The sequence below is a fragment of the Pseudomonas sp. NY15181 genome (genome assembly GCF_048068055.1).
Taxonomy (GTDB): Bacteria; Pseudomonadota; Gammaproteobacteria; order Pseudomonadales; family Pseudomonadaceae; genus Pseudomonas.
Genome location: NZ_JBLUPT010000019.1, coordinates 1 through 26,320 on the forward strand (window position 1 = coordinate 1; position 26,320 = coordinate 26,320).

20 protein-coding genes are annotated in these 26,320 nt (G+C 66.5%); 15 read left to right on the plus strand and 5 right to left on the minus strand.

Annotation, left to right across the window (positions count from 1 at the left end):
* Positions 1–111, minus strand: a 111-nt coding sequence (locus tag ACNFBT_RS26710) for a hypothetical protein (RefSeq protein WP_416753362.1), incomplete at its 3' end; no start/stop codon positions are given.
* Positions 112–352: 241 nt separating this feature from the next.
* Between ACNFBT_RS26710 and ACNFBT_RS26715 the strand changes: the two genes are divergently transcribed.
* From ACNFBT_RS26715 to ACNFBT_RS26725, 3 genes are all read left to right on the plus strand, one after another.
* The gene (locus tag ACNFBT_RS26715) at positions 353–880 is read left to right on the plus strand and encodes a hypothetical protein (RefSeq protein WP_416753793.1); all 528 of its coding nucleotides are present in this window, start codon (positions 353–355) and stop codon (positions 878–880) included.
* A 64-nt stretch (positions 881–944) separates the two neighbouring features.
* Positions 945–1,622, plus strand: a complete 678-nt coding sequence (locus ACNFBT_RS26720) for a hypothetical protein (protein WP_416753794.1) — start codon at positions 945–947, stop codon at positions 1,620–1,622.
* A gap of 108 nt (positions 1,623–1,730) precedes the next feature.
* Complete coding sequence (locus tag ACNFBT_RS26725) at positions 1,731–2,774, plus strand: low specificity L-threonine aldolase (protein ID WP_416753796.1); 1,044 nt, start codon at positions 1,731–1,733, stop codon at positions 2,772–2,774.
* A gap of 376 nt (positions 2,775–3,150) precedes the next feature.
* Here the strand turns inward: ACNFBT_RS26725 and ACNFBT_RS26730 are convergent, their stop codons facing one another.
* A complete protein-coding gene (locus ACNFBT_RS26730; protein WP_416753797.1) occupies positions 3,151–3,468 on the minus strand; it encodes a heavy metal-binding domain-containing protein in 318 nt (105 codons plus the stop codon).
* A gap of 929 nt (positions 3,469–4,397) precedes the next feature.
* On the opposite strand from ACNFBT_RS26730, the gene fusA reads away from it, so the two are divergent.
* Together fusA and ACNFBT_RS26740 are read left to right on the plus strand one after the other, a co-directional pair.
* Complete coding sequence (gene fusA, locus ACNFBT_RS26735; RefSeq protein WP_416753799.1) at positions 4,398–6,446, plus strand: elongation factor G; 2,049 nt, start codon at positions 4,398–4,400, stop codon at positions 6,444–6,446.
* 392 nt (positions 6,447–6,838) lie between these two features.
* On the plus strand, positions 6,839–9,352 hold the full coding sequence (locus ACNFBT_RS26740; RefSeq protein WP_416753801.1) for a ferredoxin: 2,514 nt from the start codon (positions 6,839–6,841) through the stop codon (positions 9,350–9,352).
* Here the strand turns inward: ACNFBT_RS26740 and gbcB are convergent.
* Complete coding sequence (gene gbcB / locus ACNFBT_RS26745; RefSeq protein WP_416753802.1) at positions 9,298–10,401, minus strand: glycine-betaine demethylase subunit GbcB; 1,104 nt, start codon at positions 10,399–10,401, stop codon at positions 9,298–9,300. The genes ACNFBT_RS26740 and gbcB overlap by 55 nt on opposite strands.
* 426 nt (positions 10,402–10,827) lie before the next feature.
* Between gbcB and gbcA the strand changes: the two genes are divergently transcribed.
* The 9 genes from gbcA (at position 10,828) to ACNFBT_RS26790 (ending at position 21,806) form a co-directional block, all read left to right on the plus strand.
* Positions 10,828–12,117 carry a glycine-betaine demethylase subunit GbcA gene (gene gbcA / locus ACNFBT_RS26750; RefSeq protein ID WP_416753803.1) on the plus strand — a complete coding sequence of 430 codons (1,290 nt, stop codon included), beginning with the start codon at positions 10,828–10,830 and terminating at the stop codon, positions 12,115–12,117.
* Positions 12,118–12,677: 560 nt separating this feature from the next.
* Positions 12,678–13,655: a dipeptidase gene (locus ACNFBT_RS26755; protein WP_416753804.1), complete on the plus strand. Its 978-nt coding sequence runs from the start codon at positions 12,678–12,680 to the stop codon at positions 13,653–13,655.
* Positions 13,656–13,780: 125 nt separating this feature from the next.
* Entirely contained in the window at positions 13,781–14,311 is a 531-nt protein-coding gene (locus ACNFBT_RS26760) for a DUF5943 domain-containing protein (RefSeq protein WP_416753805.1), read from the plus strand.
* An 85-nt stretch (positions 14,312–14,396) separates the two neighbouring features.
* The gene (dgcA, locus tag ACNFBT_RS26765) at positions 14,397–16,457 is read left to right on the plus strand and encodes a dimethylglycine demethylation protein DgcA (protein WP_416753806.1); all 2,061 of its coding nucleotides are present in this window, start codon (positions 14,397–14,399) and stop codon (positions 16,455–16,457) included.
* A 169-nt stretch (positions 16,458–16,626) separates the two neighbouring features.
* Positions 16,627–18,594: a dimethylglycine demethylation protein DgcB gene (gene dgcB, locus ACNFBT_RS26770; protein WP_416753807.1), complete on the plus strand. Its 1,968-nt coding sequence runs from the start codon at positions 16,627–16,629 to the stop codon at positions 18,592–18,594.
* A 130-nt stretch (positions 18,595–18,724) separates the two neighbouring features.
* A complete protein-coding gene (locus ACNFBT_RS26775; protein WP_416753808.1) occupies positions 18,725–19,957 on the plus strand; it encodes an electron transfer flavoprotein subunit alpha/FixB family protein in 1,233 nt (410 codons plus the stop codon).
* A 162-nt stretch (positions 19,958–20,119) separates the two neighbouring features.
* Positions 20,120–20,896, plus strand: a complete 777-nt coding sequence (locus tag ACNFBT_RS26780) for an electron transfer flavoprotein subunit beta (protein WP_416753809.1) — start codon at positions 20,120–20,122, stop codon at positions 20,894–20,896.
* A 386-nt stretch (positions 20,897–21,282) separates the two neighbouring features.
* Complete coding sequence (locus ACNFBT_RS26785; RefSeq protein WP_138213642.1) at positions 21,283–21,513, plus strand: hypothetical protein; 231 nt, start codon at positions 21,283–21,285, stop codon at positions 21,511–21,513.
* Entirely contained in the window at positions 21,510–21,806 is a 297-nt protein-coding gene (locus ACNFBT_RS26790; protein WP_416753811.1) for a cell division protein ZapA, read from the plus strand. The genes ACNFBT_RS26785 and ACNFBT_RS26790 overlap by 4 nt, the downstream gene beginning before the upstream one ends.
* A gap of 562 nt (positions 21,807–22,368) precedes the next feature.
* Here the strand turns inward: ACNFBT_RS26790 and aspA are convergent.
* Complete coding sequence (gene aspA, locus ACNFBT_RS26795; RefSeq protein WP_416753813.1) at positions 22,369–23,793, minus strand: aspartate ammonia-lyase; 1,425 nt, start codon at positions 23,791–23,793, stop codon at positions 22,369–22,371.
* Between the two features lie 212 nt (positions 23,794–24,005).
* Between aspA and ACNFBT_RS26800 the strand changes: the two genes are divergently transcribed.
* Positions 24,006–24,920, plus strand: a complete 915-nt coding sequence (locus ACNFBT_RS26800; protein ID WP_416753815.1) for a LysR substrate-binding domain-containing protein — start codon at positions 24,006–24,008, stop codon at positions 24,918–24,920.
* Positions 24,921–25,242: 322 nt separating this feature from the next.
* On the opposite strand, the gene adhP is transcribed toward ACNFBT_RS26800, so the two are convergent.
* The gene (gene adhP, locus ACNFBT_RS26805; RefSeq protein WP_416753838.1) at positions 25,243–26,271 is read right to left on the minus strand and encodes an alcohol dehydrogenase AdhP; all 1,029 of its coding nucleotides are present in this window, start codon (positions 26,269–26,271) and stop codon (positions 25,243–25,245) included.
* Between the last annotated feature and the right edge of the window lie 49 nt (positions 26,272–26,320).

Genomic DNA, 26,320 nt, shown 5'->3' on the forward strand with positions numbered 1-26,320 from the left:
GTTCTCCGAGGCGATCAGCTCGAGGTGGTCCTCCTGGCGGGCCTCCTCGGCGTCCATCGCCGCGAGCAGTTCGTCGTCATAGCCCTGGATCTGGTCGTGCTTGCTGAACATCGCTGGGTCTCCCTGCGGCGCGGGACGCGCGCCAATGGCTGGTGCAGGGCCGGGTGGCCCTCTTGTCTGCGATGGTATGACTGGCCCTGCGGACCCAGATGCCTATGTACGCCACGGGTAGGTGCGTTTGCGACATGGCGTGGATGGCGCAGAAGCGACCCGGCGCGTGGAATTGCCCGCGGTAGCGGGTCAGAATGCGACATGCCCGCGCCAGGACGGCGCCACCTGCGGAGCCTTGGGGATGAAGCGCTTCTATCTACCTGTGTCGCTGGGCCTTGCCCTGCTGCTGCCCCAGGTGTCGGCCTGGGGCATGTCCCGGCTGTTCGACGGCGACGCGACGGTCTGGATGCGCGGCGCGACCCTGTGCTTCGGCGGCGAGGCCTTCAAGTCGCCCGGCCTGTTCTTCAACCGCACGCTGAAGGTCGATGAGCGGCAGGTGGCGGTGCACTACATCGAGGTGTCCCGCGAGCCCTACGAATCCCTCTGGGCAACGGGCAGCGCCGAGCCTGCCCAGGGCGTACCGCTGCGCAGCGATACCTGCTTCGCCTATGGCCAGCCGATTCCCGGCTTCAAGGAAAAGACGCTGGCCCGACCGCTGACGCCCGGCATGTACCGTGTCACCGTGGGCGGGCATGACAGTGTGGGCGACGGTGCCCGTGCGACCTTCATGAAGACCTTCTGCCTGGAATCACGCGACGGAGGGCTGGCGTTGATGGTTGCCGGTTATGACGAAGCGCTAGGGCGTTGGGTTTGCAAACCTTCGCAATGAAGCTGCCGATAGGAACCGTCAGGACAAGTGACTAAACTGCGGCTCTCCGAAATGCGAGGACGCCATGAACCGTTCCCTGACTCTGCTTTCCGCCCTGCTGGTCGCCGCGACCCTGCAGGGCTGTGGTGACGACAGCAAACCCGCCAAGGCCCAGGCCCCCGAAGCCGCCAGCACCGCCGCCGCCGCGCCGGCGGGCGACAGCTGCACCGGCCATGCGCTGGAAAAGGCGCTGCCGCCGGCCAAGGCCGTCTACGGCTACCCCTACCTCTCCCGTGAGTGCGGCTACGACGACGCCACCATCGTCTACGGCAAGACCGACGGCTCCCAGCGCCTGGTCGTGACCCTCACCGACACCGGCATGCCGGCGCCGGGCGCCGACCAGCAGGGCGAGGCCGCCAAGCGCTACCTGGCCGCCCAGGCCAAGCTGCGCGACACCACCGCCAAGAACGTCTCGCTGCTCAACCAGGCGCGCCAGGCCGCGCTGCAGAACGGCACCGCCGCGCAGTTCGGTGGCGAGCAGTACCTGCCGGTGATCGACAGCACCCGCATGGGCGACCCCCTGGCCATCAGCGTGCCGGCGCCGGACGACAAGACTGGCGAATCCAGCCTGACCGGCCTGATCAAGGGCCGCTACGTGCTCAACATGACCTCGCCGGACAAGCCCAACGGCGGCACCGCTCAGTCCTTGCGCGAGCTGTTCGTGCCCATCTCCGAGCAGATGGCGCTGACCAAGCTGCCCTGATCCACCGCACGGCCTCTCCTTTAGAGAGGCCCCGCGCCCCCTCCGGCGGCGAGCGACTATCCGTTGCTACGCTGCTGTCAGACGTACAACGTTTTTCGAGGCCGCCCCATGACCGACAACACCCAACAGTTCGCCAGCGACAACTATTCCGGCATCTGCCCCGAAGCCTGGGCCGCCATGGCCGAGGCCAATCGCGGCCACGAGCGCGCCTATGGCGAGGACCAGTGGACCGCCCGCGCCTCCGATCACTTCCGCGAGCTGTTCGAGACCGACTGCGAAGTCTTCTTCGCCTTCAACGGCACGGCGGCCAACTCCCTGGCCCTGGCGTCGTTGTGCCAGAGCTATCACAGCGTGATCTGCGCCGAGACCGCCCACGTCGAGACCGACGAGTGCGGCGCGCCGGAGTTCTTCTCCAACGGCTCCAAGCTGCTGCTGGCGCGCACCAACGCCGAGGGCAAGCTGACTTCCGAGGCGATCCGCGAGATCGCCCTCAAGCGTCAGGACATCCACTATCCCAAGGCCCGCGTGGTCACCATCACCCAGGCCACCGAGGTCGGCACCGTCTACCGCCCGGACGAGCTGCAGGCGCTCAGCGCCACCTGCCGCGAGCTGGGGCTGCACCTGCACATGGACGGCGCGCGCTTCTCCAACGCCTGCGCGTCGCTGGGCGCAACCCCGGCGGAGCTGACCTGGAAGTCCGGCGTCGAGGTGCTGTGCTTCGGCGGCACCAAGAACGGCATGGCGGTGGGCGAGGCCATCCTGTTCTTCAACCGCGAGCTGGCCGAAGGCTTCGACTACCGCTGCAAGCAGGCCGGCCAGCTGGCCTCGAAGATGCGCTTCCTCGCCGCGCCCTGGGTGGGCGTGCTGCAGGACGACGCCTGGCTGCACTATGCCAACCACGCCAACCAGTGCGCGCGCCTGCTCGCCGAGCGCGTGGCGGATGTGCCGGGCGTCAGCCTGATGTTCCCGGTGGAGGCCAACGGCGTCTTCCTGCAGATGTCCGAGCCGGCGTTGGAGGCCCTGCGTCAGCTCGGCTGGCGCTTCTATACCTTCATCGGCGCCGGCGGTGCGCGCTTCATGTGCTCCTGGGACACCGACATCGCCCGCGTCGAGGCTCTGGCTGCCGACATCCGGAAAGTCATGGGCGCCTGAGTTGTCCCCAGGCGCTGGGGACGGTTGCTCGCGCAACTTGTCCCCTTCCTGTGGATGAATGGCTGCAGGTCACGGACGGCGTGCCCTGCAACGATTCGATCAAAGTTTGATCAAGTGTGCGCAAAAGCCCCTCACCCTCTCCCAGGGGGAGAGGGGACCGTTCGGTGAAGGGGGGCGACCATGCTGTCAGCCGGCACGAACTCATCGGAAGCGTAGGGCGTATAACGCTCCGTGTTATACGCCGATTGGCCTTGGTCGCCTGTTTGCTCGGGGTTAATCGAGGGCCGTTGACCCCGCCGACCCTTGGCGTTGTCGATGAGTCGGGCGTATCGGCGTACAACCGCGAACGGTTGTACGCCCTACGATTCGACGACCGTCATACCCGCACCGCCGTCCCGCTCACGCTGACCATCAGCATGCTGCCGTTCTGCCCCACCACCTCGTAATCCAGGTCGATGCCGACCACCGCGTTGGCGCCCAGCTCCTGGGCACGCTCCTTCAGCTCCTCGAAGGCGATCTCCCGCGCGCGGCCCAGTTCCTTCTCGTAGGCGCCGGAGCGGCCGCCGATGATGTCGCGCAGGCCGGCGAACAGGTCGCGGAACACGTTGGCGCCAAGGATCGCCTCGCCGACCACGATGCCGCGGTATTCCTGGATGGTCTTGCCCTCGATGCTGGGCGTGGTGGTCAGGATCATCGGACTGGCTCCTTTGTCTGGGGGAAAACCAGCATAGCCCTGCACCGCCATGAAGGCCCCTGGCGCATTGTTTCGGCATTTCACCGAAAAACTGGGGGCAGCCTTGTGATAAAGCTGTGGACAACCTAGTGGAAGGTTACCGTTGCGTGGCGCCTTCGTGAACGCCGCAAAGTTATCTGGATTTTTTGCGCAACGCTTATGCTACGCGGCTTTCAGAGGGATTCGAGTGGGCTGTGAAGATCTCCACAGTCGCTGTGGAGGCAGGCATGGCCAACCTGTGGAAAATCTGTTGGCGGGCGTCTGCAAGGCTGATGCGCCGGGCCTTCACCGAGCTAGGTTATTTTTTGATCAGTCACGCCTTTTCAGTTACTTGCGGGCCTGTGTATCGATTTCCCCGGATATTCTGTGCACGAAGTTTCCAGCGCTATCCCCGGATTGTGTTGACCCTCCTGTGAGCCGCCTGTGGAAAACATCCTTGGCGCCGCGTCCGCCGAGGCTTGCACGGCCTTGCTCGAATAATGATCAGCGGCAGGTGCAACTGACTGATCCACAGGTACTTTTCCCTATCGCCGCGGTCTGCGTGAAACTTTCCACAGTGGCTGTGGGGCGAATCTCGCAGAAGGTGTGGACAACCTGTACCCAGATCGCTGAACGCCTCGCCGGGCGCGGGCTCGTTGTTTCAGGTCGTTTTTTGATCAATCGCTGAAAGTCCGATGGAATCTGGCTTTCGGCAATTTTTGCGCGATGTTTTCCACATTGGCTGTGCAGCGTTCTGCCGGGAAGGTGTGGGCGGGTTGTGGATGGATCGCTGCAGCCGCGATGGCTGCTGGGCTGCGCCGGGCTGATCAATTTTCGTCCATGGGCGTCGGAAGCGACTGCCTATAATCCATGAACTGCGAAGCAGGAACCCTGGGGGGCGGGAGATCAGCATGTCCAGTTACTCGGTGGAAAAGATCCGCACGGTTGCCCTGGTCGGCCATGGCGACAGCGGCAAGACCCTGCTCGCGGAGGCGTTGCTGCAGGGCAGCGGTGCGATCGCCAGCATGGGCTCGCTCGAGCGCGGCGACACGGCCTGCGACTCCGATCCGATGGAGCGCGATTACCATCACTCGCTGGCTGCTGCCCTGGTGCATTTCGAGCACGAAGGCGCGCACGTCCGCCTGATCGATACGCCCGGCTATCCCGACTTCATCGGTCACGCGCTGCCGGCGCTGGCGGCGGTGGAGACCGCCCTGGTGGTGGTGAATGCGCAGAACGGCGTCGAGCTGACTACCCGGCGGATGATGGACTGGGCCGGCGAGCGTGGCCTTTGCCGGATGCTGGTGGTGAACAAGATCGATGCCGAGCGTGTCGACCTGCCGGGCTTGCTGGCGGACTTGCGCGAGGCGTTCGGCAAGGAAGTCCTGCCCCTGAACCTGCCGGCCGACGGCGGTACGCGGGTGGTGGACTGCTTCTTCGCGCCCGACGGCAAGGCGGACTTCTCCTCCGTGGGCGAGGCGCACCAGGCGCTGGTGGACCAGGTGGTGGAAGTCGACGAGGCGCTGATGGCGCACTACCTGGAGGAAGGCGAGGTGACGCCCGAGGCGCTGCACGAACCCTTCGAACGGGCGCTGCGCGAGGGCCACCTGATTCCCCTGTGCTTCGTCTCGGCGCGTACCGGCGCGGGGATCGCGGAGCTGCTGAATGTGCTGGCGCGGCTGGCGCCCAACCCCGCCGAGGGCAACCCGCCGCTGTTCGTGCGCACCGACGAGAGCGGCGCGGTGGAGGATTTCCATTCCACCCCGGACCCCAAGGGCCATGTGCTGGCCCACGTGTTCAAGGTGGTGATCGACCCCTTCGTCGGCCGCCTGGCGGTGTTCCGCGTGCACCAGGGCACGGTGCAGCGGGACATGCAGTTGTTCGCCGGCGACGGCCGCAAGCCGTTCAAGGTCGGCCACCTGCTGCGCCTGCAAGGCAGGAAGCATGAGGAGGTGCCGCACCTGATCCCCGGCGACTTCGGCGCCTTGAGCAAGGTCGACGAGCTGGAGTACGGCGTGGTGTTGCACGACTCCCATGACGAGGACCATATCCGCCTCAAGCCGCTGAATTTTCCCACGCCCATGCAGGGCCTGGCGATCGAGGCCAGCCGCCGGGGCGACGAGCAGCGCCTGGCGGAGATTCTCCAGCGCCTGCAGGCCGAGGACCCCTGCGTGCGCCTGGACTACAACGCGTCCACCCAGGAAACCGTGCTGCGCGGCATGGGCGAGATGCACCTGCGCTACCTGCTGGAGCGCATGGCCGGCCAGTACAAGCTGGACGTGCAGACCCGCGCGCCCAGCGTGCCGTACCGGGAAACCGCCACGCGCATGGCCGAGGGGCACAGCCGGCACAAGAAGCAGACCGGCGGCGCCGGGCAGTTCGGCGAAGTGTTCCTGCGCGTGGAGCCGCTGCCGCGCGGCGGCGGCTTCGAGTTCGTCGATGCGGTGAAGGGCGGGGTGATTCCCGGCCAGTTCATGGTGTCGGTGGAGAAGGGCGTGCGCTCGGCGCTGGCGGCAGGTCCGCTGGCGGGATTCCCGGTCGCCGACGTCAAGGTCACCGTCTACGACGGCAAGAGCCACTCGGTGGACTCCAAGGACATCGCCTTCCAGGCCGCCGGACGCAAGGCGATGTTCGATGCGCTGCGCAACGCCGGCGGGATCGTCCTGGAGCCGGTGGTGACCATCGAGGTGACCGCTCCGGATGCCCGCCTGGGCGACATCACCGCCGACCTGACGGGGCGGCGCGGCCAGGTGATGGGCACCGAGTCGCTGTCGGCCCACGTCGCGCTGATCCGCGGCCAGGTGCCGCTGGCGGAGCTGGAGGGCTACGCCAACCGGCTCAAGTCGATCACCGCCGGGCAGGGGCTCTACGACCTCTTGCCCAGCCACTACAGCGCCGTGCCGCAGGATGTGCAGCAACGCCTGTCCAGCAGCTACAGGGCGGTGCCGGAAGAAGACTGAGCGAATGTGGATAGTCGTCGCGGCCGGGGCCCGGAAGGTGCCCCGGTTGCGCGCTTGCGCGCGCGTTACGGGCGCACCCTCGCGGTTTGCCAAAGCCAGGTGGCATGCGGGTTGCAGACGGGATCGGGGCGGCCATTCGGTCAGGCCGGAGGTGTCTCCGACCTGAAGACAGGTCTACCAAAGCCTGTGGATAAGTCAGTGGGTAACGTGTGCGGTGGATGGGGGCAGGCTGTGATCAGAATTCGATCACTCCGTCGCCCGTGGGCATCCTGCGGCTGGGCGGAGACCGCTTCGGCCAGCGGTTCGTGAGTGATACCTCGCGGGACGAGAGCGCTGGTGACCGGCCAGGGGGTTGATTACCCTTGGGGTTTGCCAACGGAGTGGGAAAGATCATGGATGAGCGGACGACGGAAAAGTCCCTCGGGCAACTGCTGCTGACGGCAGCGCTGGAGATCGCCTGGATCGGTGTGCTGGTCGCCCTTGCTGCGCAGCTGCCGTTGCTGTTGGTAGCCCTGGGCTGGTTAGCGCTGCTGGGTGCGGAATGGGCGATGGACCGCTGGCGCGGCAAGGTGCCGTTCCGGCTGCAACAGGCGCTGTTCTTCTGGATGCTGGGCGGCGCTTTTGCGTTGAGCCAGGCATTGCCAGGGTTCTGGCCGGGATTCGGTGGCGGCCTGGCGCTGATCGTCGCCTGCATGCTGGTGCAGATCCGCTTCGAGCGCGGCCTGCGCCTGGAACGCCAGAAGCTCGAGCCGCTGGATGCACCGCTGCCGCCCGGCGCCAGTGCCTGGGGTGGCGAAGCACCGCATTGCACGCCGGAGGGCGAACCGATCCGGGTGATCGATGGCGGCGAGATCGCCATGGGCGGCCCGGTCCTCTGCGACTACCTGATGCCCGACGGCTGTTTCATTCCCGACGGTAATCCCTCGGCGCGTTTTTCCAGCGACGGCCGCCATTTCGTCTCGCCGATGCCGAGCCGGGGTGCCTGGGGGCTGCTGATCTTCGACCGTCGCGAGCGCCTGCTCTACCGCTGTGCGGTGAGCGATTTCTGGGAGCTGGACGGTGTCACCGAAACCGAGGTGATTGGCCGCTGCAGCCCCCTGACCTCGAACGCTCCCCGGCGCCTCGACCTGCAGTCTCTCAAGGCCGCCGCCGAGGCCGAGCCTTTCGTCGCCATCGGTGATCTCTGGTTGCCGCGCAGCCTGTGGCAGCGCTGGGCTACGGACCTGCGGCCGCAGGTGCTCCCGACGCCGGCCGGAGGCCCGCGCCTGGAATGCCATCCCTGGCTGCCGGAGAGCCTGCTGGCGCTGGACGACCCGTTCGCGCCGTTGCGCGCCGGCCAGGCCGAGCTTTGGATAGAGGGGGAGGCGAGCGGCCTTTACCTGCCCTTGCACCAGCCGCCGATGGCCTGGCGGGACGACGGGCAGGCGCTGGCGTTCCTGGCGGCGCGCGAACCGCTGGGGGGCAATCGTTACTGGCTCTGGCGGCGCGAGTGGGGTGTGCAGCCGCTGGGGGCGCCGTGGAGCCCACTGGTTCGCGAACCCCATGCCGGCACGCCCGAGCTGCTGGCGCTGGAAGACCGCTGGGCGCGCTTCGGCCTGGTGCTCAGCCAACCCTGCCTGTCGTACGAGCGCTACGGCACGCTGGGCTCGCACAGCTACTCGAGCCTGTTCCTGCTGCATGGCCATGGGGCGGATGACCGGCCGTGCTGGGTCGAGTCGGACATGCCGCGCCTGGAGATCCTGCTGCCCCTCGAAGGGCCGGGCGGGAGGCCCGGCTGCCTGCTGCAGAGCGCGCCGCTGGCCGACGGCCAGCGGGCGACCTGGGAATGGCGGCGCGACGACGCCGAGGCGGAGCGGGGCGCCTACGCGCTGCGGCTCGGCAACTGGCGGCTGGAAGGCGAGTGGCTGATCGACCACCGGGTTTCCGATTGCGGCCGCTACCTGGCCCTGGTCGCCTTTGCCGAGGCACCGACGCTGCCCCAGCGCCTGGCCGTCCTCGACTGCCGGGAGCGACGCCTGGAGTGGCTCGACGAGCCGTTGGCCGATCTCCACCTGCAAGGCTTCGTCGACGGCCAGGTGCATCTGCTGCGCCTGCTCGGGCGCAACCGCTACCAGCCGCCCAGCGGGCCGGGAGAGGGCGATCCGGGCCTGCTGCGGCGCTTTGATGAAGCCTTGCCCGCAGCGCACGCGTGGCACGACTTCGGCCGCTGGCGGGACGACTGGCAGCTCTACTACGAGCAGGAACGGGTGGCGTTCGACGGCCAGGCCTGGCGGCGTCTACCCAAGGTGCGCTGGCTCGATGCGCCGCCGCGCGTCTGGAGCGACGGCGGCTTCGTCCTGCCGGCGCCGGCCGCGGATGACGCGGCCTGGGGACTGGGCTTCGACTACGACAGCGTTCACCGGGACGAGGACGTGAAAGCCGGCTTCAGCCGCAATGGCTACCTGCTGACCGCCTCGGGTATCGGGGTAGCCAACCTGGCGGCGCCGATGATCTGGTCGTCCGACGGCCGCTACCTGGCGCTGACCCGGCATGTCGGGCGTTTCGAGGAGAGTGGCCTGGACGCGGACCAATGGCGCCTGCTGCTGCTCGATGTGCGGGAGCACACGCTGCGCCGTTATCGCGATGACCTGGGTGAGTGGCCGCGCTTCGAGGCCTTCGATGCCGACCTGCAGTTCCGCAGCGGTGGCGAAGGTCCGGTGGGAACCAGTAGGGCGGGGCGCTACGTGCTTGCGCTGGATGCACTGCTGAAGGCGCCCGCCGAGCCTTTGCAGGCATGCGGCGGACGCTGGTTGCCGGCGGAAGAGTTGCCGCGGCGGGACTACTGGGAGCGCCTGGCGTTTGCGCCGCGCCCTCAGTATTCGATCACCACGTCGCCCTTGGGCACGCTGCAGCAGGACAGGATGTAGCCTTCGGCCACGTCTTCGTCGGTGATGCCGCCGTTGTGCTCCATGTCCACTTCGCCGGAGCGCTTCATTACCTTGCAAGTGCCGCAGATGCCCATGCCGCAGGCCTTGGGAATGTGCAGGCCGAGCTTGGCGGCGGCGGCGTGGACGGTCTCGCCCGGCGCCACGCGGATGCTCTTGCCGGTTTCGCAGAAGTCCACCTGGTGCAGGTCGGCGGCCGGGACTTCCGGCGCCTCGGCGGCTTCGGCGGCGAGCCCCTTCACTTCCTCGCGGACTTCCGGCGGGGTCGGACCGAAGGCTTCCTCGTGGTAGCGCGACATGTCGAAGCCCTCGGCTTCGAGCAGGCGCTTGACCGCGTGCATGTAGGGCGTGGGGCCGCAGCAGAAGATCTCGCGTTCGAGGAAGTCCGGGGCGATCAGGTGCAGCATCGCCTTGTTCAGGTAGCCACGGTAGCCGGCCCAGGTCTCGCCGATCTCGTACTTCTCGCAGATCAGGTGCAGCTTGAAGTTGTTGATCCGCGAAGCCATGTGGTCGAGCTCGCGGTGGTAGATGATGTCCTTGGGCGTGCGCGCGCTGTGCACGAAGATCATGTCGACGTTGCCGTTGGTGTCGAAGAACCAGCGCGCCATGGACATCACCGGAGTGATGCCGACGCCGCCGGAAAGGTAGAGCGTCTTGTCGGCCTGGAAATCGATGGCGTTGAAGTTGCCCACCGGGCCGTGCACCGGCAGCACGTCGCCTTCCTTGAGGTTGTCGTGCAGCCAGTTGGAGACCTTGCCGCCCGGCACGCGCTTGATGGTGATGGAGAAGCTGTAGGGCACCGAGGGCGAGCTGGAGATGGTGTAGGAGCGCATGATCGGCACACCGTCGATCTCCAGCTCCAGGGTGACGAACTGGCCGGGCTTGAAGAAGAACATCAGCGGCTGGTCGGCCGCGAAGCAGAAGGTGCGCACGTCCCAGGTTTCCTGGATGGCCTTGACGCAGCGCACCAGGTGGCGGCCGTTGGTCCAGGTCTGGGTGTTCACCGGATTGAGGAAGTTGTTCGTCGACATGCTGTCTCTCCGCGCACGCGGGCCGTCGTCGGCCTTGTAGGGGCAGCGCCGGGGCCGGTGCGCGTCGCCAGTGGGCGACGGCTGAAGCACGGGCCTTTCGGCATGCCTGATGGAGCCGATTGTGTACATGGGCCGTCGCGCCCATTTACCTGCCAGCGACATTTGCATGCTTATCGCGACCTGCCGCCTGGCGTGCGGGCCTGCGCGTCGGAAACGGATGCGGTCGTGTCGCCCATGGATAAGGGTCATTCCGGGGCGCGGCCCCACACTCAGCCTCAGCCGAGCAACCCATCACGGTTGTATGAGGACGACGGGCAAAGGCGCTCTCGGCGCGCCTGGCACCTGTCGCCACCGCCCTGCGTGGCACACCGTATCAGCCACTTAATTTCCGCCGGCAGCCCAAGGCTGCGGCATGAGGACCTACCGATGGACGTCACCACTACCCTGAGTCTGGGCGATCCGCTGGAACCGGCCCGCAAGGCCACCGCCGAGATGCTGCAGAGCCGCGACCACAGCTTCTCGCTGCCGCAGCCCTTCTACAGCGACGAGCGCCTGTTCCAGATCGACATGCAGGAGATCTTCCACAAGGAGTGGCTGATCGCCGGCATGACCTGCGAGATCCCGGCCAAGGGCAACTTCCTGACCCTGCAGATCGGCGACAACCCGATCATCGTGCTCCGCGGCGCCGAAGGTAAGATCCACGCCTTCCATAACGTCTGCCGCCACCGTGGCTCGCGCCTGTGCGTCAGCGACAAGGGCAAGGTCGCCAAGCTGGTCTGCCCCTACCACCAGTGGACCTACGAGCTGGACGGCCGCCTGCTGTTCGCCGGCACCGAGATGGGCGCCGACTTCGACATGAAGGACTACAGCCTCAAACCGGTGAACGTGAAGACCGCCGGCGGCTACATCTTCATCTCCCTGGCCGAGAACCCGCCGGCCATCGACGACTTCCTGCGTACGCTCGAGCACTACATGGAGCCGTACGACATGGAGAACACCAAGGTCGCGGTGCAGACCACGATCCGCGAAGCGGCCAACTGGAAGCTGGTGATCGAGAACAACCGCGAGTGCTACCACTGCAACGGTTCGCACCCTGAGCTGCTGAAGACCCTGCTGGAGTGGGACGACGTCACCGACCCGCGCGCCAGCCAGGCGTTCAAGGACCAGGTCGCCGCCTGCACCAAGGCCTGGGACGAGGAGAAGATTCCCTACGCCCACGAAAGCTTCGGCCTGCGCAACCGCATCGTGCGCATGCCGCTGCTCGATGGCACCGTGTCCATGACCATGGACGGCAAGCAGGGCTGCAAGAAGCTGATGGGCCGGATCAAGAACCCGGACCTGGGCTCCATGCGCATCCTGCACCTGCCGCATGCCTGGAACCACTGCATGGGCGACCACATGATCGTCTTCACCGTGTGGCCGATCAGCGCGCAGGAATCCGTGGTCACCACCAAGTGGCTGGTGCACAAGGATGCGGTGGAAGGCCAGGACTACGACGTGGCTCGCCTGCGTGAAGTCTGGGATGCCACCAACGACCAGGACCGTCGCCTGGCCGAAGAGAACCAGCGCGGGATCAACTCCACCGCCTACCAGCCGGGGCCGTACTCCAAGACCTACGAGTTCGGTGTGATCAACTTCCTCGACTGGTACAGCGAGCGCATGCTCAACAACCTGGGCGAGCAGTCCGCTCACGCCCGCCTGGTCGCGGGCGAGTAACGGTTCCATCCGGCGCCCCCTTGCGGGGCGCCGTCATTCCGGAGGATTCCACGTGGACGCGATGCTCTTCTATAGCAGCTCCGCCTTCGTCACCGGCCTGGTGGCGTGGAATATCTTTGCCTGCTGGCGCAAGCGCTGACCTTCAGCGCGTAAGTCGCTTTTCGCTCTTCGTAGGAGCGAGGGGGGCGCCCAGTCCTTGCTCGCGAACCATCCGCTGCTCAGGGTTTGGTTCCGCCGTATCGCCCTATTCCTCCCTTTGAGGGCGAGGGTGCCCCCGATTTCCCCGTCGTAGTCCGTACCGAAGCGTGTTCGCGAGCAAGCTCGCTCCTACAGGGTTTGGCACGCTTTTCGGCGCCCCCGCAATGACACTTTCACCCCCGGCTTTTCCCGCTGCGACGCAAACGCTGTCGCCCATGTCGTGAGGTTGACGCTTTCGGTACGACCCTGGTCGTTTTCGAAGCGGGTCCCCTCCGGTGCCAGGGATATCCTGCCTCAAAGCGTCGGCACAAGTCCCGGCGTACCAAGCCTGACAAGCCTTGCCTGACTAGAGAGACACCAAGATGAGCCCAGCCGAAATTCACGCCGACAGCATCGTCATCGATGGCCTGATCATCGCCAAGTGGAACCGCGAGCTGTTCGAAGACATGCGCAAGGGTGGCCTGACCGCCGCCAACTGCACCGTCTCGGTGTGGGAAGGCTTCCAGGCCACGGTGAACAACATCACCGCCAGCAACAAGCTGATCCGCGACAACAGCGACCTGGTGATCCCGGTGCGCAGCACCGCCGACATCCGCAAGGCCAAGGAACTGGGCAAGACCGGCATCCTCTACGGCTTCCAGAACGCCCATGCGTTCGAGGACCAGATCGGCTACGTCGAGGTGTTCAAGCAGCTGGGCGTGGGCATCGTGCAGATGTGCTACAACACCCAGAACCTGGTCGGCACCGGCTGCTATGAGCGCGACGGCGGCCTCTCCGGCTTCGGTCGCGAGATCGTCGCGGAGATGAACCGCGTCGGCGTCATGTGCGACCTGTCCCACGTCGGTTCCAAGACCTCCGAGGAAGTCATCCTCGAATCCAGGAAGCCGGTCTGCTACTCCCACTGCCTGCCGTCGGGCCTGAAAGAGCACCCGCGCAACAAGTCCGACGAGGAGCTGAAGTTCATCGCCGACCACGGCGGCTTCGTCGGCGTGACCATGTTCGCGCCCTTCCTCGCCAAGGGCATCGACTCGACCATCGACGACTACGCCGAAGCCATCGAGTACGTGATGAACATCGTTGGCGAAGACGCCATCGGCATCGGCACCGACTTCACCCAGGGCCACGGCCAGGACTTCTTCGAGTGGCTGACCCACGACAAGGGTTACGCCCGCCGCCTGACCAACTTCGGCAAGATCGTCAACCCGCTGGGCATCCGCACCGTGGGTGAGTTCCCCAACCTCACCGAGACCCTGCTCAAGCGCGGCATGCCCGAGCGCGTGGTGCGCAAGGTCATGGGCGAGAACTGGGTAAGGATCCTCGCCGACGTCTGGGGCGAATAAGCCGTTTTTCCGCCTCTCCCTCTGGGAGAGGCCGGGGTGAGGGCTGCGGCGCTCACCCGTCATACCCCTCACCCCAACCCTCTCCCCAAGGGAGAGGGAGCCAAAAGAATCGGAGCTTTACCACCATGGCCAAACACGCCCCCGAACTGCCCATCGAAGTCGACAGCGAAACCGGCGTCTGGACCACCGACGCCCTGCCGATGCTCTACGTGCCGCGGCACTTCTTCGTCAACAACCACATGGGCATCGAGGAAGAGCTGGGCGCCGAGCGCTATGCGCAAATCCTCTACAAGGCCGGCTACAAGTCCGCCTGGCACTGGTGCGAGAAGGAAGCCGAGTGCCACGGCATCGAAGGCGTCGCGGTCTTCGAGCACTACATGAAGCGCCTGTCCCAGCGCGGCTGGGGCCTGTTCCAGATCGAGCAGATCGATCTGGACAAGGGCACCGCCGAGGTCCGCCTGAAGCACTCCGCCTTCGTGTACGTGTACGGCAAGGTCAACCGCAAGGTCGACTACATGTTCACCGGCTGGTTCGCCGGTGCCATGGACCAGATCCTCCAGGCGCGCGGCAGCAAGATCCGCACCGTCGCCGAGCAGGTCTACAGCGGCGCCGAGGAAGGCCATGACGACGGGCTGTTCGTCGTCAAACCGCTCTGATCCCGCCCGCTGACAAGAACCGGCAAGAGCGGCCCGAGCGGGCCGCCACCACAACAAGAACCTCTGATCCCGTGAGGATGCCGCAATGGCTTTCGAGGCAATGTTCCAGCCGATCCAGATCGGCAAACTGACCATCCGCAACCGCGTGCTCTCCACCGCTCACGCCGAGGTGTACGCCACCGACGGCGGCATGACCACCGAGCGCTACGTGAAGTACTACGAGGAGAAGGCCAAGGGCGGCATCGGCCTGGCCATCTGCGGCGGTTCCTCCGTGGTCGCCATCGACAGCCCGCAGGAGTGGTGGAGTTCGGTGAACCTCTCCACCGACCGCATCATCCCGCACTTCCAGAATCTGGCCGACGCCATGCACAAGCATGGGGCCAAGATCATGATCCAGATTACCCACATGGGTCGCCGCTCGCGCTGGGACGGCTTCAACTGGCCGACTCTGATGTCGCCGTCGGGCATCCGCGAGCCCGTGCACCGCGCCACCTGCAAGACCATCGAGCCGGAAGAGATCTGGCGCGTGATCGGCAACTACGCACAAGCAGCCCGTCGCGCGAAAGCCGGCGGCCTGGACGGCGTCGAGCTGTCCGCCGTGCACCAGCACATGATCGACCAGTTCTGGAGCCCGCGCGTCAACAAGCGTACCGACGAGTGGGGCGGCACCTTCGAAGGCCGCATGAAGTTCGGCCTGGAAGTGCTCAAGGCCGTGCGCAAGGAAGTCGGCGACGATTTCTGCGTCGGCATGCGCATCTGCGGTGACGAGTTCCACCCGGACGGCCTCACCCATGACGACATGAAGCAGATTGCCAAGTACTACAGCGACACCGGCATGATCGACTTCATCGGCGTGGTCGGCTCGGGTTGCGACACCCACAACACCCTGGCCAACGTCATCCCGAACATGACCTACCCGCCGGAGCCCTTCCTGCACCTGGCCGCCGGTATCAAGGAAGTGGTCAACGTGCCGGTGCTGCACGCGCAGAACATCAAGGACCCGAACCAGGCCACGCGCATCCTCGAAGGCGGCTACGTGGACATGGTCGGCATGACCCGCGCGCACATCGCCGACCCGCACCTGATCGCCAAGATCAAGATGGGCCAGGTCGACCAGATCAAGCAGTGCGTCGGCGCCAACTACTGCATCGACCGCCAGTACCAAGGGCTGGACGTGCTGTGCATCCAGAACGCCGCCACCAGTCGTGAGTACATGGGCGTGCCGCACATCATCGAGAAGACCACCGGCGTGAAGCGCAAGGTCGTGGTCGTCGGTGGTGGCCCGGCCGGCATGGAAGCGGCGCGCGTCGCCGCCGAACGTGGCCACGACGTGACCCTGTTCGAGAAGAAGGATCAACTGGGTGGGCAGATCACCACCGCCTCGAAAGCCCCGCAGCGCGACCAGATCGCCGGCATCACTCGCTGGTACCAGCTGGAGCTGGCGCGGCTGAATGTCGACCTGCGCCTGGGCACCGGCGCGGACGCCGACACCATCCTGGACCTGCGCCCCGACGTGGTGGTGCTGGCCAACGGCGGCCATCCGTTCCTCGAGCAGAACGAACACTGGGGCGCCGCGGAAGGGCTGGTGGTCAGCAGCTGGGACATCCTCGACGGCAAGGTCGCGCCGGGCAAGAACGTGCTGGTCTACGACACCATCTGCGAATTCAGCGGCATGTCGGTGGCGGACTTCCTCGCCGACAAGGGCGCCCAGGTCGAGATCGTCACCGACGACATCAAGCCGGGCGTGGCCATCGGCGGCACCACCTTCCCGACCTACTACCGCAGCATGTACCCCAAGGAAGTGATCATGACCGGGGACCTGATGCTGGAGAAGGTCTACCGCGAGGGCGACAAGCTGGTGGCGGTGCTGGAGAACGAATACACCGGCGCGAAAGAAGAGCGGGTGGTCGACCAGATCGTCGTGGAGAACGGCGTGCGTCCGGACGAGAGTCTGTACTACGCGCTCAAGCAGGGCTCGCGCAACAAGGGCCAGATCGACGTCGAGGCGCTGTTCGCGATCAAGCCGCAGCCGTGCCTCTCCGAGCCGGGCGAAGGCTACCTGCTGTTCCGCATCGGTGACTGCGTGGCCCAGCGCAACACCCACGCCGCGATCTATGACGCACTGCGTCTGTGCAAGGACTTCTAAGACACGCCTCGTGATGTCCGGCTGGTACGGACGACCCCCTTTCCCGCTGGCGGGAGAGGGGGGGGGTGAGGGTGGAGCAGGCAGCGCCGCGGCGCGACCGGTGACACCCTCACCCTCTCCACGAGGGGGCTCGCCCGCTGCCGCCTGAGGTCCCGTAGGGAGACCAGAAATGCTCAACATCATCCTCCCCATCCTGCTCTTCGCCGCCCTCGGCCTCGCCGTGCTGGGCGCCGTGAAGCGCTTCGCGATGTGGCGCCGTGGCCGGCCCGCCCAGGTCGACTGGATCGGCGGCCTGCTGAAGATGCCGCGCCGCTACCTGGTGGACCTGCACCACGTGGTCGAGCGCGACAAGTACATGTCCAAGACCCACGTGGCCACCGCCGGCGGCTTCGTGCTCGCCGCGCTGCTGGCCATCCTCGTGCACGGCTTCGGCCTGCACAGCCGTATCCTCGGCTTCGCCCTGCTGGCGGCCACCGCACTGATGTTCTGCGGTGCGTTGTTCGTCGCCAAGCGCCGCCTCGACCCGCCGTCGCGGCTGTCGAAAGGCCCGTGGATGCGCCTGCCGAAAAGCCTGCTGATGTTCTCGGCGAGCTTCTTCATCGCCACCCTGCCGGTGGCCGGCATCCTGCCCGAAGGTTTCGGCGGCTGGTTCCTCGCGGCGATCCTCGCGGTCGGTGTGGCCTGGGGCGTGTCCGAGCTTTTCTTCGGCATGACCTGGGGCGGCCCGATGAAGCACGCCTTCGCCGGTGCCCTGCACCTGGCCTGGCACCGCCGTTCCGAGCGCTTCGGCGGCGGCCGCTCCACCGGCCTGAAGCCGCTGGACCTGGCCGACCCCATGGCACCGCTGGGCGTGGAAAAGCCCACCGACTTCACCTGGAACCAACTGCTGGGCTTCGACGCCTGCGTGCAGTGCGGCAAGTGCGAGGCCATGTGCCCGGCCTTCGCCGCCGGCCAACCGTTGAACCCGAAGAAACTCATCCAGGACATGGTCATCGGCCTGGCCGGTGGCAACGACGCCAACTTCGCCGGCTCGCCTTATCCGGGCAAACCGCTGGGCGAACACAGCGGCGGCCCGCACCAGCCGATCGTCGCGCTGGACGGCAAGGCCCTGGTGGATGCCGAGACCCTCTGGTCCTGCACCACCTGCCGCGCCTGCGTCGAGGAGTGCCCGATGATGATCGAGCACGTCGACGCCATCGTCGACATGCGCCGCCACCTCACCCTGGAAAAGGGCGCGACCCCGAACAAGGGCGCCGAGGTGCTGGAAAACCTCATCGCCACCGACAACCCCGGCGGCTTCGCTCCCGGCGGCCGGCTGAACTGGGCGGCGGACCTGAACCTGCCGCTGATGAGCGACAAGCAACAGGCCGACGTGCTGTTCTGGGTGGGCGACGGCGCCTTCGACATGCGCAACCAGCGCACCCTGCGCGCCTTCGTGAAGATCCTGAAAGCTGCCAACGTCGACTTCGCCGTGCTCGGCCTGGAAGAGCGCGACAGTGGCGACGTGGCCCGTCGCCTGGGTGACGAAGCGACCTTCCAGACCCTGGCCAAGCGCAACATCGCCACCCTGGCCAAGTACCGCTTCAAGCGCATCGTCAGCTGCGACCCGCACAGCTTCCACGTGCTGAAGAACGAGTACGGCGCGCTGGGCGGCAACTACCAGGTGCTGCACCACACCACCTTCATCGACGAGCTGGTGCAGAAGGGTTCGCTGAACCTCGGCCAGAGCAAGGCCGACAGCGTGACCTACCACGACCCGTGCTACCTCGGCCGCTACAACGGCGAGTACGAAGCCCCGCGCAACGTGCTCAAGGCCATCGGCATCCAGGTCAAGGAAATGGAACGCTCCGGCTTCCGCTCGCGCTGCTGCGGCGGTGGCGGCGGCGCGCCGATCACCGACATCCCCGGCAAGCAGCGGATTCCCGACATGCGCATGGTCGACATCAAGGAAACCGGCGCGGAACTGGTGGCCGTGGGCTGCCCACAGTGCACCGCGATGCTCGAAGGCGTGGTCGCCCCGCGCCCAGAGATCAAGGACATCGCCGAGCTGGTTGCCGAGGTCCTCATCGAGGCCACCGAGGTGGCGGCAAAAAAGCCGTCGCTGGCCAAGCGTGACGAAATGGCGGAGGTGCATTGATGAATACCCGCCCCTGCGGAATCGAACCTGTAGGAGCGAGCTTGCTCGCGAACCGCCCAAAATTCGGTGCTGACCCGTTCGCGAGCAAGCTCGCTCCCACGAAAAGCCCCCTCACGCTGGAGGCCCTGTCATGAGCGACATCATCCGCCGCGATCCCCGCGCCGAGTGGATCGCCCGCAACCGCCTGCATCCGCTGCACGCGGCCATGCAGTCCGCTCAGGGAGGCGAAAGCCGCTGGATGGGCCCCAATGGCGTGATCCGCAAGAACCCCCACGCGGTCGGTTTCATCGGGCCCAACGGCATCAAGCGCATCGACCGCTCCGGTGGCCAGCAGGGCACCGGCGGCAAGCGCAGCAGCGCGCCGGAAGTGGTGCAACTGCCGCTGGTGACGATCGAGCAACCGGCCTTCCTGATCGCCGTGGTGCCGGACATGGTCGGCGGCCGCCTCTCGAGCCACGACCGCGACCTGCTGGGCCTGGCCCGCAAGCTCGCCGGCAGCGACGGCGCGGTGCTGGCCGTGGTCTTCGGCGAGCACAAGGAATCCGCTTTCGACACCGCCGGCGTCGACCGCCTGCTGCAGATCGAAGGCAGCGAATACGACGGCTACGCCCCGGAACAACGGGTGCTGGCGCTGCGCTCGGCCAACAGCCAGTTTGCCCCGCGCCACTGGCTGCTGCCCGACAGCCGCAGCGGTGGCGGCGAGCTGGGCCGGCGTTTGGCCGCAAGCCTGGGCGAGCGCCCGGCGACCCGCGTCTGGCAGGCCGAGGGCGAGCGCTGCGTCGGTCGCGCCGGTGCCGGCCAGCAGGACCTGCACCGCGACCTGCCGCGCCTGATCCTGGCCGCCGCCGAGTGCGCCGAGCCGGTCAGCGAGACCCGCCACGAAGCGCGGGCCGTCGAACTGGACAGCAATGTTGCTCGCAACCTCCCGCGCATCGAGGACCTCGGCCCGGTGGCCGTGGACCCGGCGCAGATTCCCATGGCCGAGGCGGAGTTCATCCTCTCCGGCGGCAACGGCATCAAGGACTGGGACCTGTTCCACCGCGCCGCCGTCGCCCTCGGCGCCACCGAAGGCGCCTCCCGCGTGGCGGTGGACGACGGCCATATGCCGCGTGCCCGCCAGGTCGGCGCCACCGGTACCTGGGTCACTGCGCGGGTCTATCTCGCCGTGGGCATTTCCGGGGCGATCCAGCACCTGCAGGGTATCGGCTCCTGCGACAAGGTGGTGGCGATCAACATGGACCCGGGCTGCGACATGATCAAACGCGCCGATCTCTCGGTGATCGGCGATTCCACGGCGATCCTCAAGGCGCTGATCGCGCTGGCCGAGGCCCATCGCAACGGAGCGGCGCGTGATGCGGCTTAAAGGCTTCTGGTGTGCCGGCCTGAATCTGCTGGGCATTCATGCCCAGCGGTCGACCGGGCTTCCCCCTCTCCCCATGGGAGAGGGGCGGGGTGAGGGGACTCTCGCCCTGGACCATCTTCCCGTGAGTGACGCGCTGCGCCACTCGCTCTTCGAGGTTGCGTTATGAACGACCTGAACATCGTCACCCTGGTCTCCATCGGCGCCCACCCGGCGTCCGGCCGCGCGCGCCGCGCCGAACAGGATGCCCGCGCGGTGGAGCTCGGCCTGCGCCTGGCCGGCAAGCGCCTGCGCGTGGTGCACGCCGGCAACGCCGAGGAAGAAGCGCTGCGCAGCTACCTGGGCATGGGCCTGGACGAGCTGGCGGTACTGGAGCAGCCCGCAGGTGCCGACGCCTTGCCGCCGTTGGCGGCCTACCTGGCGGACAGCGACGCCCAACTGGTGCTCACCGGTACCCAGGCGGAAACCGGCGAAGGCTCCGGCATGCTGCCCTTCCTGCTCGCCGAGCGCCTCGGCTGGCCGCTGGTGGTCGGGCTGGCGGAAGTGGAGAAGGTGGAGAACGGCAGCGCCCAGGTGCTGCAGGCCCTGCCTCGCGGGCAGCGCCGCCGGCTGAAGGTGCGCCTGCCCTTCGTCGCCAGCGTCGACAACGCCGCCCCGGTGGCCCGGCAAAGCGCCTTCGGCCCGGCCCGACGCGGTTACCTGGAAGCTTCCGAAGTGGAGGTGGTGGACGATCCGCTGCTCGCCGAGGGCAACCTGCAACCGGCTCGCCCGCGTCCCAAGCGCCTGAAGGTGATCAAGGCCAAGACCGGCGCCGAACGGATGAAGGCCGCCACCGCCAAGGCGTCCGGCGGCACCGGCCAGGTGCTCAAGGACCTGTCGCCCGAGGCGGGTGCCGAGGCGATCTTCAAGCTGCTGCGCGAGGAAGGCGTCATTCGCGTCTGACTTTCGCGGCGACGTAGGGCGTACAACCGTTCGCGGTTGTACGCCGATACACCGCGCTCATCGGTGGCGCCATGGTTGAGCCCGTAGCGTCCTGAAGCCGCGGCTCCGTAGCCAGCCCCGCAACGGTCTGGGGCCAAGGTCAAACGGCGTATAACGTCGAACGTTATACGCCCTACGTTTCCTGTTGCTCCGCGCGCGAACCTTGTTCGGGTATTTCCGGTCAAAACGGGCGATGGCGTAACAACGTGTTGAAACTACACTAGAATTATCTCGTAAGCCATTGAATTGACAGTATACGGCTTATCCGAAGATTGCCGTTTTCGCTGGCCCCGCGGCGCCCCTTTCTTTATCCTCCGCACCCTTTGAAAGGCTTTGCGGAGGCTCCCATGCTCGATTCCACCCTCGAACAACTTGAACAGCTGGTCGCCGAACTGCTGCAGCAGAACGAAGTGCTGGTCCAGGACAACGCCGCCGTGCGTGAAGAGCTGCTCAAGGCCCGTGAGGAAAACGACAGCCTGCAACTGTCCCTCATGGAGCAGGAAGAGAAGCACAACGCCACCGCCACCCGCCTGCAGGCGCTGATCCGCCGCGTCAGCGACAGCCGCGCCCACGCATGAGTGGTGATGGTGTCCGCGTCCTGCGCATCCTCGGACGCGAATACAGCGTCCGTGCGCCGGCCGGTGAAGAGCGCCGGCTGCAGGACGCGGCCGCGCTGTTGCAGGCGGAAATCGCCGCCAGCAAAAAGAAATTCCCCTACGTCACCAGCAATGAACTGATGGTGCTCTCCGCGCTCAACCTCTGCGCCCGCCAGCTCGGCGACGAGGTTCGTGAGTACGACGAGGTGGACGCCGTGGAGCGTATCGCCGCCCTCAACCGCCGGATTCTCGATCACCTGCAGCGGCAGGATTGATCTCGGCGGGTCTCCTGCCGCGATCTATTCCGATCGCGAACGGAGCCTTCTTCTGCGATATCTGCACTTTGCATAAACGCAGAATCTTGTCCCGGCCAAGTTCGTGCCTGGGCCTTCCCCCTCACCCCAGCCCTCGGCTTTGGCATCCTGCGTCGCCCTGCCTCCTGCCTCCTGCCTCCTGCATCCCTGCAGTCGTCTCCCTCAGGGAGAGCGGGCAGGCCGTGCCGGCTGACGCCATGATTTCATCCTGCAGCGAATGGTCCCCTCTCCCTCTGGGAGAGGGTTAGGGTGAGGGCCGACCCGAGCGCAGAGCTTTCCGTCCGCGATGCATGTTGGCGTGCCAGATCACAGGCAAAAAAAAAGGGACACCGGGTAAGCGGTGTCCCTTCGAAAGGAGAGTGGGCCAAGAGGCCCCTCAACCGGTGAGACGTGGCGCGGCGGGTAGAGAGCCCGCAGCGCCGGGTATAAAAGAAGGGAGTGGGGGTAACCAGTCCCTGAAAGGTGAGGAAGGAGTACTCCCCCTCAACCGGTGAGACGTGCCCGGCTCGCGCCGGGCGGGTGATCAGGCGCGCAGCGGAATCAGGCGCGGGGCGATCATGTTTTCCGGCTTCAGGATGTCGGCCAGGGTGGCCTCGTCCAGGAGCTTCTCCTCACGCACCAGTTCCAGGACGCCGCGGCCGGTTTCCAGCGCGATCTTGGCGATGCGGGTGGCGTTCTCGTAGCCGATGTACGGGTTCAGCGCGGTCACCAGGCCGATGCTGTGCTCCACCAGTTGGTGGCAACGCTCGACGTTGGCGGTGATGCCGGTGATGCAGTGCTCGCGCAGCATGTCCATGGCGCGCTGGAGCAGGCGGATCGAGTCGAGGACCTTGTAGGCGATCAGCGGCTCCATCACGTTCAGCTGCAGCTGGCCGCCTTCGGCAGCGATGGTCAGCGCCAGGTCGTTGCCCATGATTTCGAAGGCGCACATGTTCACGGCCTCCGGAATCACCGGGTTGACCTTGCCCGGCATGATCGAGCTGCCCGGCTGGCGAGCCGGCAGGTTGATCTCGTTGATGCCGGTGCGCGGACCGCTGGAGAGCAGGCGCAGGTCGTTGCAGATCTTCGACAGCTTGACCGCGGTACGCTTGAGCATGCCGGAGAACAGCACGAAGGCGCCCATGTCGGAGGTGGCTTCGATCAGGTCGGCGGCCGGGACGACCGGCTGGCCGCTGATGGCTGCCAGGCGCTCGACGGCCAGCTTCTGGTAGCCGGGGTCGGCGTTGATGCCGGTGCCGATGGCGGTGCCGCCGAGGTTCACTTCGGTCAGCAGTTCCGGCGCCAGGCGACGCAGGCGGTCGAGGTCTTCGCCCAGGGTGGTGGCGAAGGCCTTGAATTCCTGGCCGAGGGTCATCGGCACAGCGTCCTGCAGCTGGGTACGGCCCATCTTCAGTACGCCGGCGAACTCGACGCCCTTGGCGGCGAAGGCCTGGATCAGGCTGTCGAGGCTGGCCAGCAGGGTGTCGTGGCCGAGCAGCAGGCCCAGGCGGATGGCGGTCGGGTAGGCGTCGTTGGTCGACTGCGCCATGTTCACGTCGTTGTTCGGGTGCAGGTACTTGTACTCACCCTTGGCGTGGCCCATGGCTTCGAGCGCGATGTTCGCGATGACTTCGTTCGCGTTCATGTTGGTCGAGGTGCCGGCGCCACCCTGGATCATGTCCACCACGAACTGGTCGTGGAAGTCGCCACGGATCAGGCGAGCACAGGCTTCGCTGATGGCGGCGTGTTTCTCGGTCGACAGGTGGCCGAGCTGGTGGTTGGCATCGGCTGCCGCCTGCTTGACCATCGCCAGGCCGACGACCAGTTTCGGGTAGTGCGACAGCGGCACGCCCGAGAGGCGGAAGTTGTTCACAGCACGCAGGGTCTGAATGCCGTAGTAGGCCTCAGAAGGTACTTCGAGGGTGCCGAGGAGGTCTTTCTCGATGCGGAACGATGCAACAGGGGACATGACGGGGATTGTCTCAGAGAAACACGGCCAGTGCCGCGATGCCCGGTAGACTAGGCATTTCGCCGATTGTCGGCCAATGCTGTTAAAAGCTGCCTCATGCACAAACGGCATAATGTACCCTGTGACGAATGGATGACGGCGAGCGTGTGGCTGTGTTACGCGCGCCCGGCTCCTGACCAATCGATCAAGCGCGGCGCCGCGCTGGAGAAGACGTGAACCTCGAAACCAAATGGCTGGAAGACTTCAGCACCCTGGCCGCCACCCGCAGCTTTTCTCAGGCGGCGGAGAAACGTTTCGTTACCCAGCCGGCGTTCAGCCGGCGCATCCGCAGCCTGGAGGACGCCCTCGGGCTGACCCTGGTGAACCGCCAGCGCACGCCCATCGAGCTCACCGAGGCCGGGCAATTGTTCCTGGTCACCGCGCGCGCGGTGGTCGAGCAGCTCGGCCAGGTGGTGCGCCACCTGCACCACCTGGAAGGCGGGCAGGGCGAGGTGCTGCAGTTCGCCGCCGCCCACTCGCTGGCGCTGGGCTTTTTCCCGGCGTGGATTTCCCGCCTGCGCTCGGAGGGTCTGAACATCGCCAGCCGCCTGGTGGCGACCAACGTCGGCGAGGCGGTGCACCTGCTGCGTGAAGGCGGCTGCGACCTGATGCTGGCCTTTTATGACCCGGATGCCGCGTTGCAGATGGACCCGGAAGTCTTCCCCTCGCTGCACCTGGGGCGCACCGAGATGCTCCCGGTGTGCGCGGTGAATTCCGCTGGCGTACCGCTCTACGACCTGGACAGCGGCCAGAGTGTGCCGCTGCTGGCGTACAGCGCCGGTGCCTTCCTCGGTCGCGGGGTGAACCTGCTGCTGCGCCAGCGCAACCTGCGCTACACCACCGTCTATGAAACGGCGATGGCCGACAGCCTCAAGAGCATGGCGTTGCAGGGCATGGGCGTGGCCTGGGTGCCGCGCCTGAGCATGGAAGCGGAGCTGGCGCGCGGCGAGCTGGCGGTGTGCGGCGGCCCGCACTGGATCGTGCCGCAGGAAATCCGCCTGTACCGCTGCGCCCTGGTGCGCAAGGCGCAGATCCGCCTGCTGTGGCGCAAGCTGGAAGGTGGTCTGGGAACCGACGAGAACCTCTGAGGCACTACGCTCCTGACCTCGGCACTCGATGCTTTCGTAGGAGCAACTGCCTTCTTGGATGTCCGTGCCAACGCATGCCCTCACCCCAACCCTCTCCCGGAGGGAGAGGGGGCAGATTGTGCCGATTGACGTCGTGGTTTCATCCTGCACCGAACGGTCCCCTCCCCCTCTTGCGGGAGAGGGTTAGGGTGAGGGGGCTTTGATCTTGTAGGAGCGGAGCTTCTCCGCGAAATCCCGGCGAAGCCGGGACGGTCTTCGCGATCGGATCGCGGACAAGGTCGGAGCGCTGAGGCGCGGGACGGGAGCCGCCCCGCGCAGGGGCTTACATCTCCACCACGATCCGCCCTTCGATCTGCCCGGCGCGCATCCTGTCGAGGATGGCGTTGATGTCATCCAGCTTGCCGGCGCTGACGGTGGCCTTCACCAGACCTTCGCCGGCGAAGTCGAGGGCTTCCTGCAGGTCCGCGCGGGTGCCGACGATGGAGCCGGTGATATGCAGGCCCTTGAGCACCACGTCGAAGATCGGCGTGGGGAAGTCGCCCGGTGGCAGGCCGACCAGCGAGACGGTGCCGCCCCGGCGGGCCATGCCGATGCCCTGGCCGAAGGCGCTGTTGGAAACGGCCGTGACCAGCACGCCGTGGGCGCCGCCGATATCGCGCTGCACCACCTGTACCGGATCTTCCTTCTTCGCGTTGATGGTCAGGCTGGCGCCCAGGCGCCTGGCCAGTTCCAGCTTGGCGTCGTCCACGTCCACCGCCACCACGTGCAGACCCATGGCCCTGGCGTACTGCACGGCGACGTGGCCGAGGCCGCCGATGCCGGAGATCGCCACCCACTGGCCGGGGCGCGCCTGGGTTTCCTTCAGGCCCTTGTAGACGGTGACGCCCGCGCAGAGGATCGGCGCGATCTCGGTGAAGCCGACGTTTTTCGGCAGGATGCCGACATAGTTCGGGTCGGCCAGCACGTATTCGGCGTAGCCGCCGTTCACCGAATAGCCGGTGTTCTGCTGGTGCTCGCAAAGGGTTTCCCAGCCGGTCAGGCAGTGCTCGCAGCAGCCGCAGGCGGTGTACAGCCAGGGCACGCCGACGCGGTCGCCTTCCTTCACACGGGTGACGCCGGCGCCGACCGCGGCGACAAAACCGACGCCCTCATGGCCGGGGATGAAGGGCAGGGCCGGCTTCACCGGCCAGTCGCCCTCGGCGGCGTGCAGGTCGGTGTGGCAGACGCCGGACGCCTCGATCTTCACCAGGATCTGCCCGGGGCCGGGCAGCGGGACTTTGACTTCCTCGATCCGCAGTGGCTCGCCAAACGCGTGGACGACGGCGGCTTTCATGGTCGTGGGCAGGGTCATGGACATTGCACTCGCTCCTTGAAGGGTGAGGGGGCTGCCCCATCCGGGC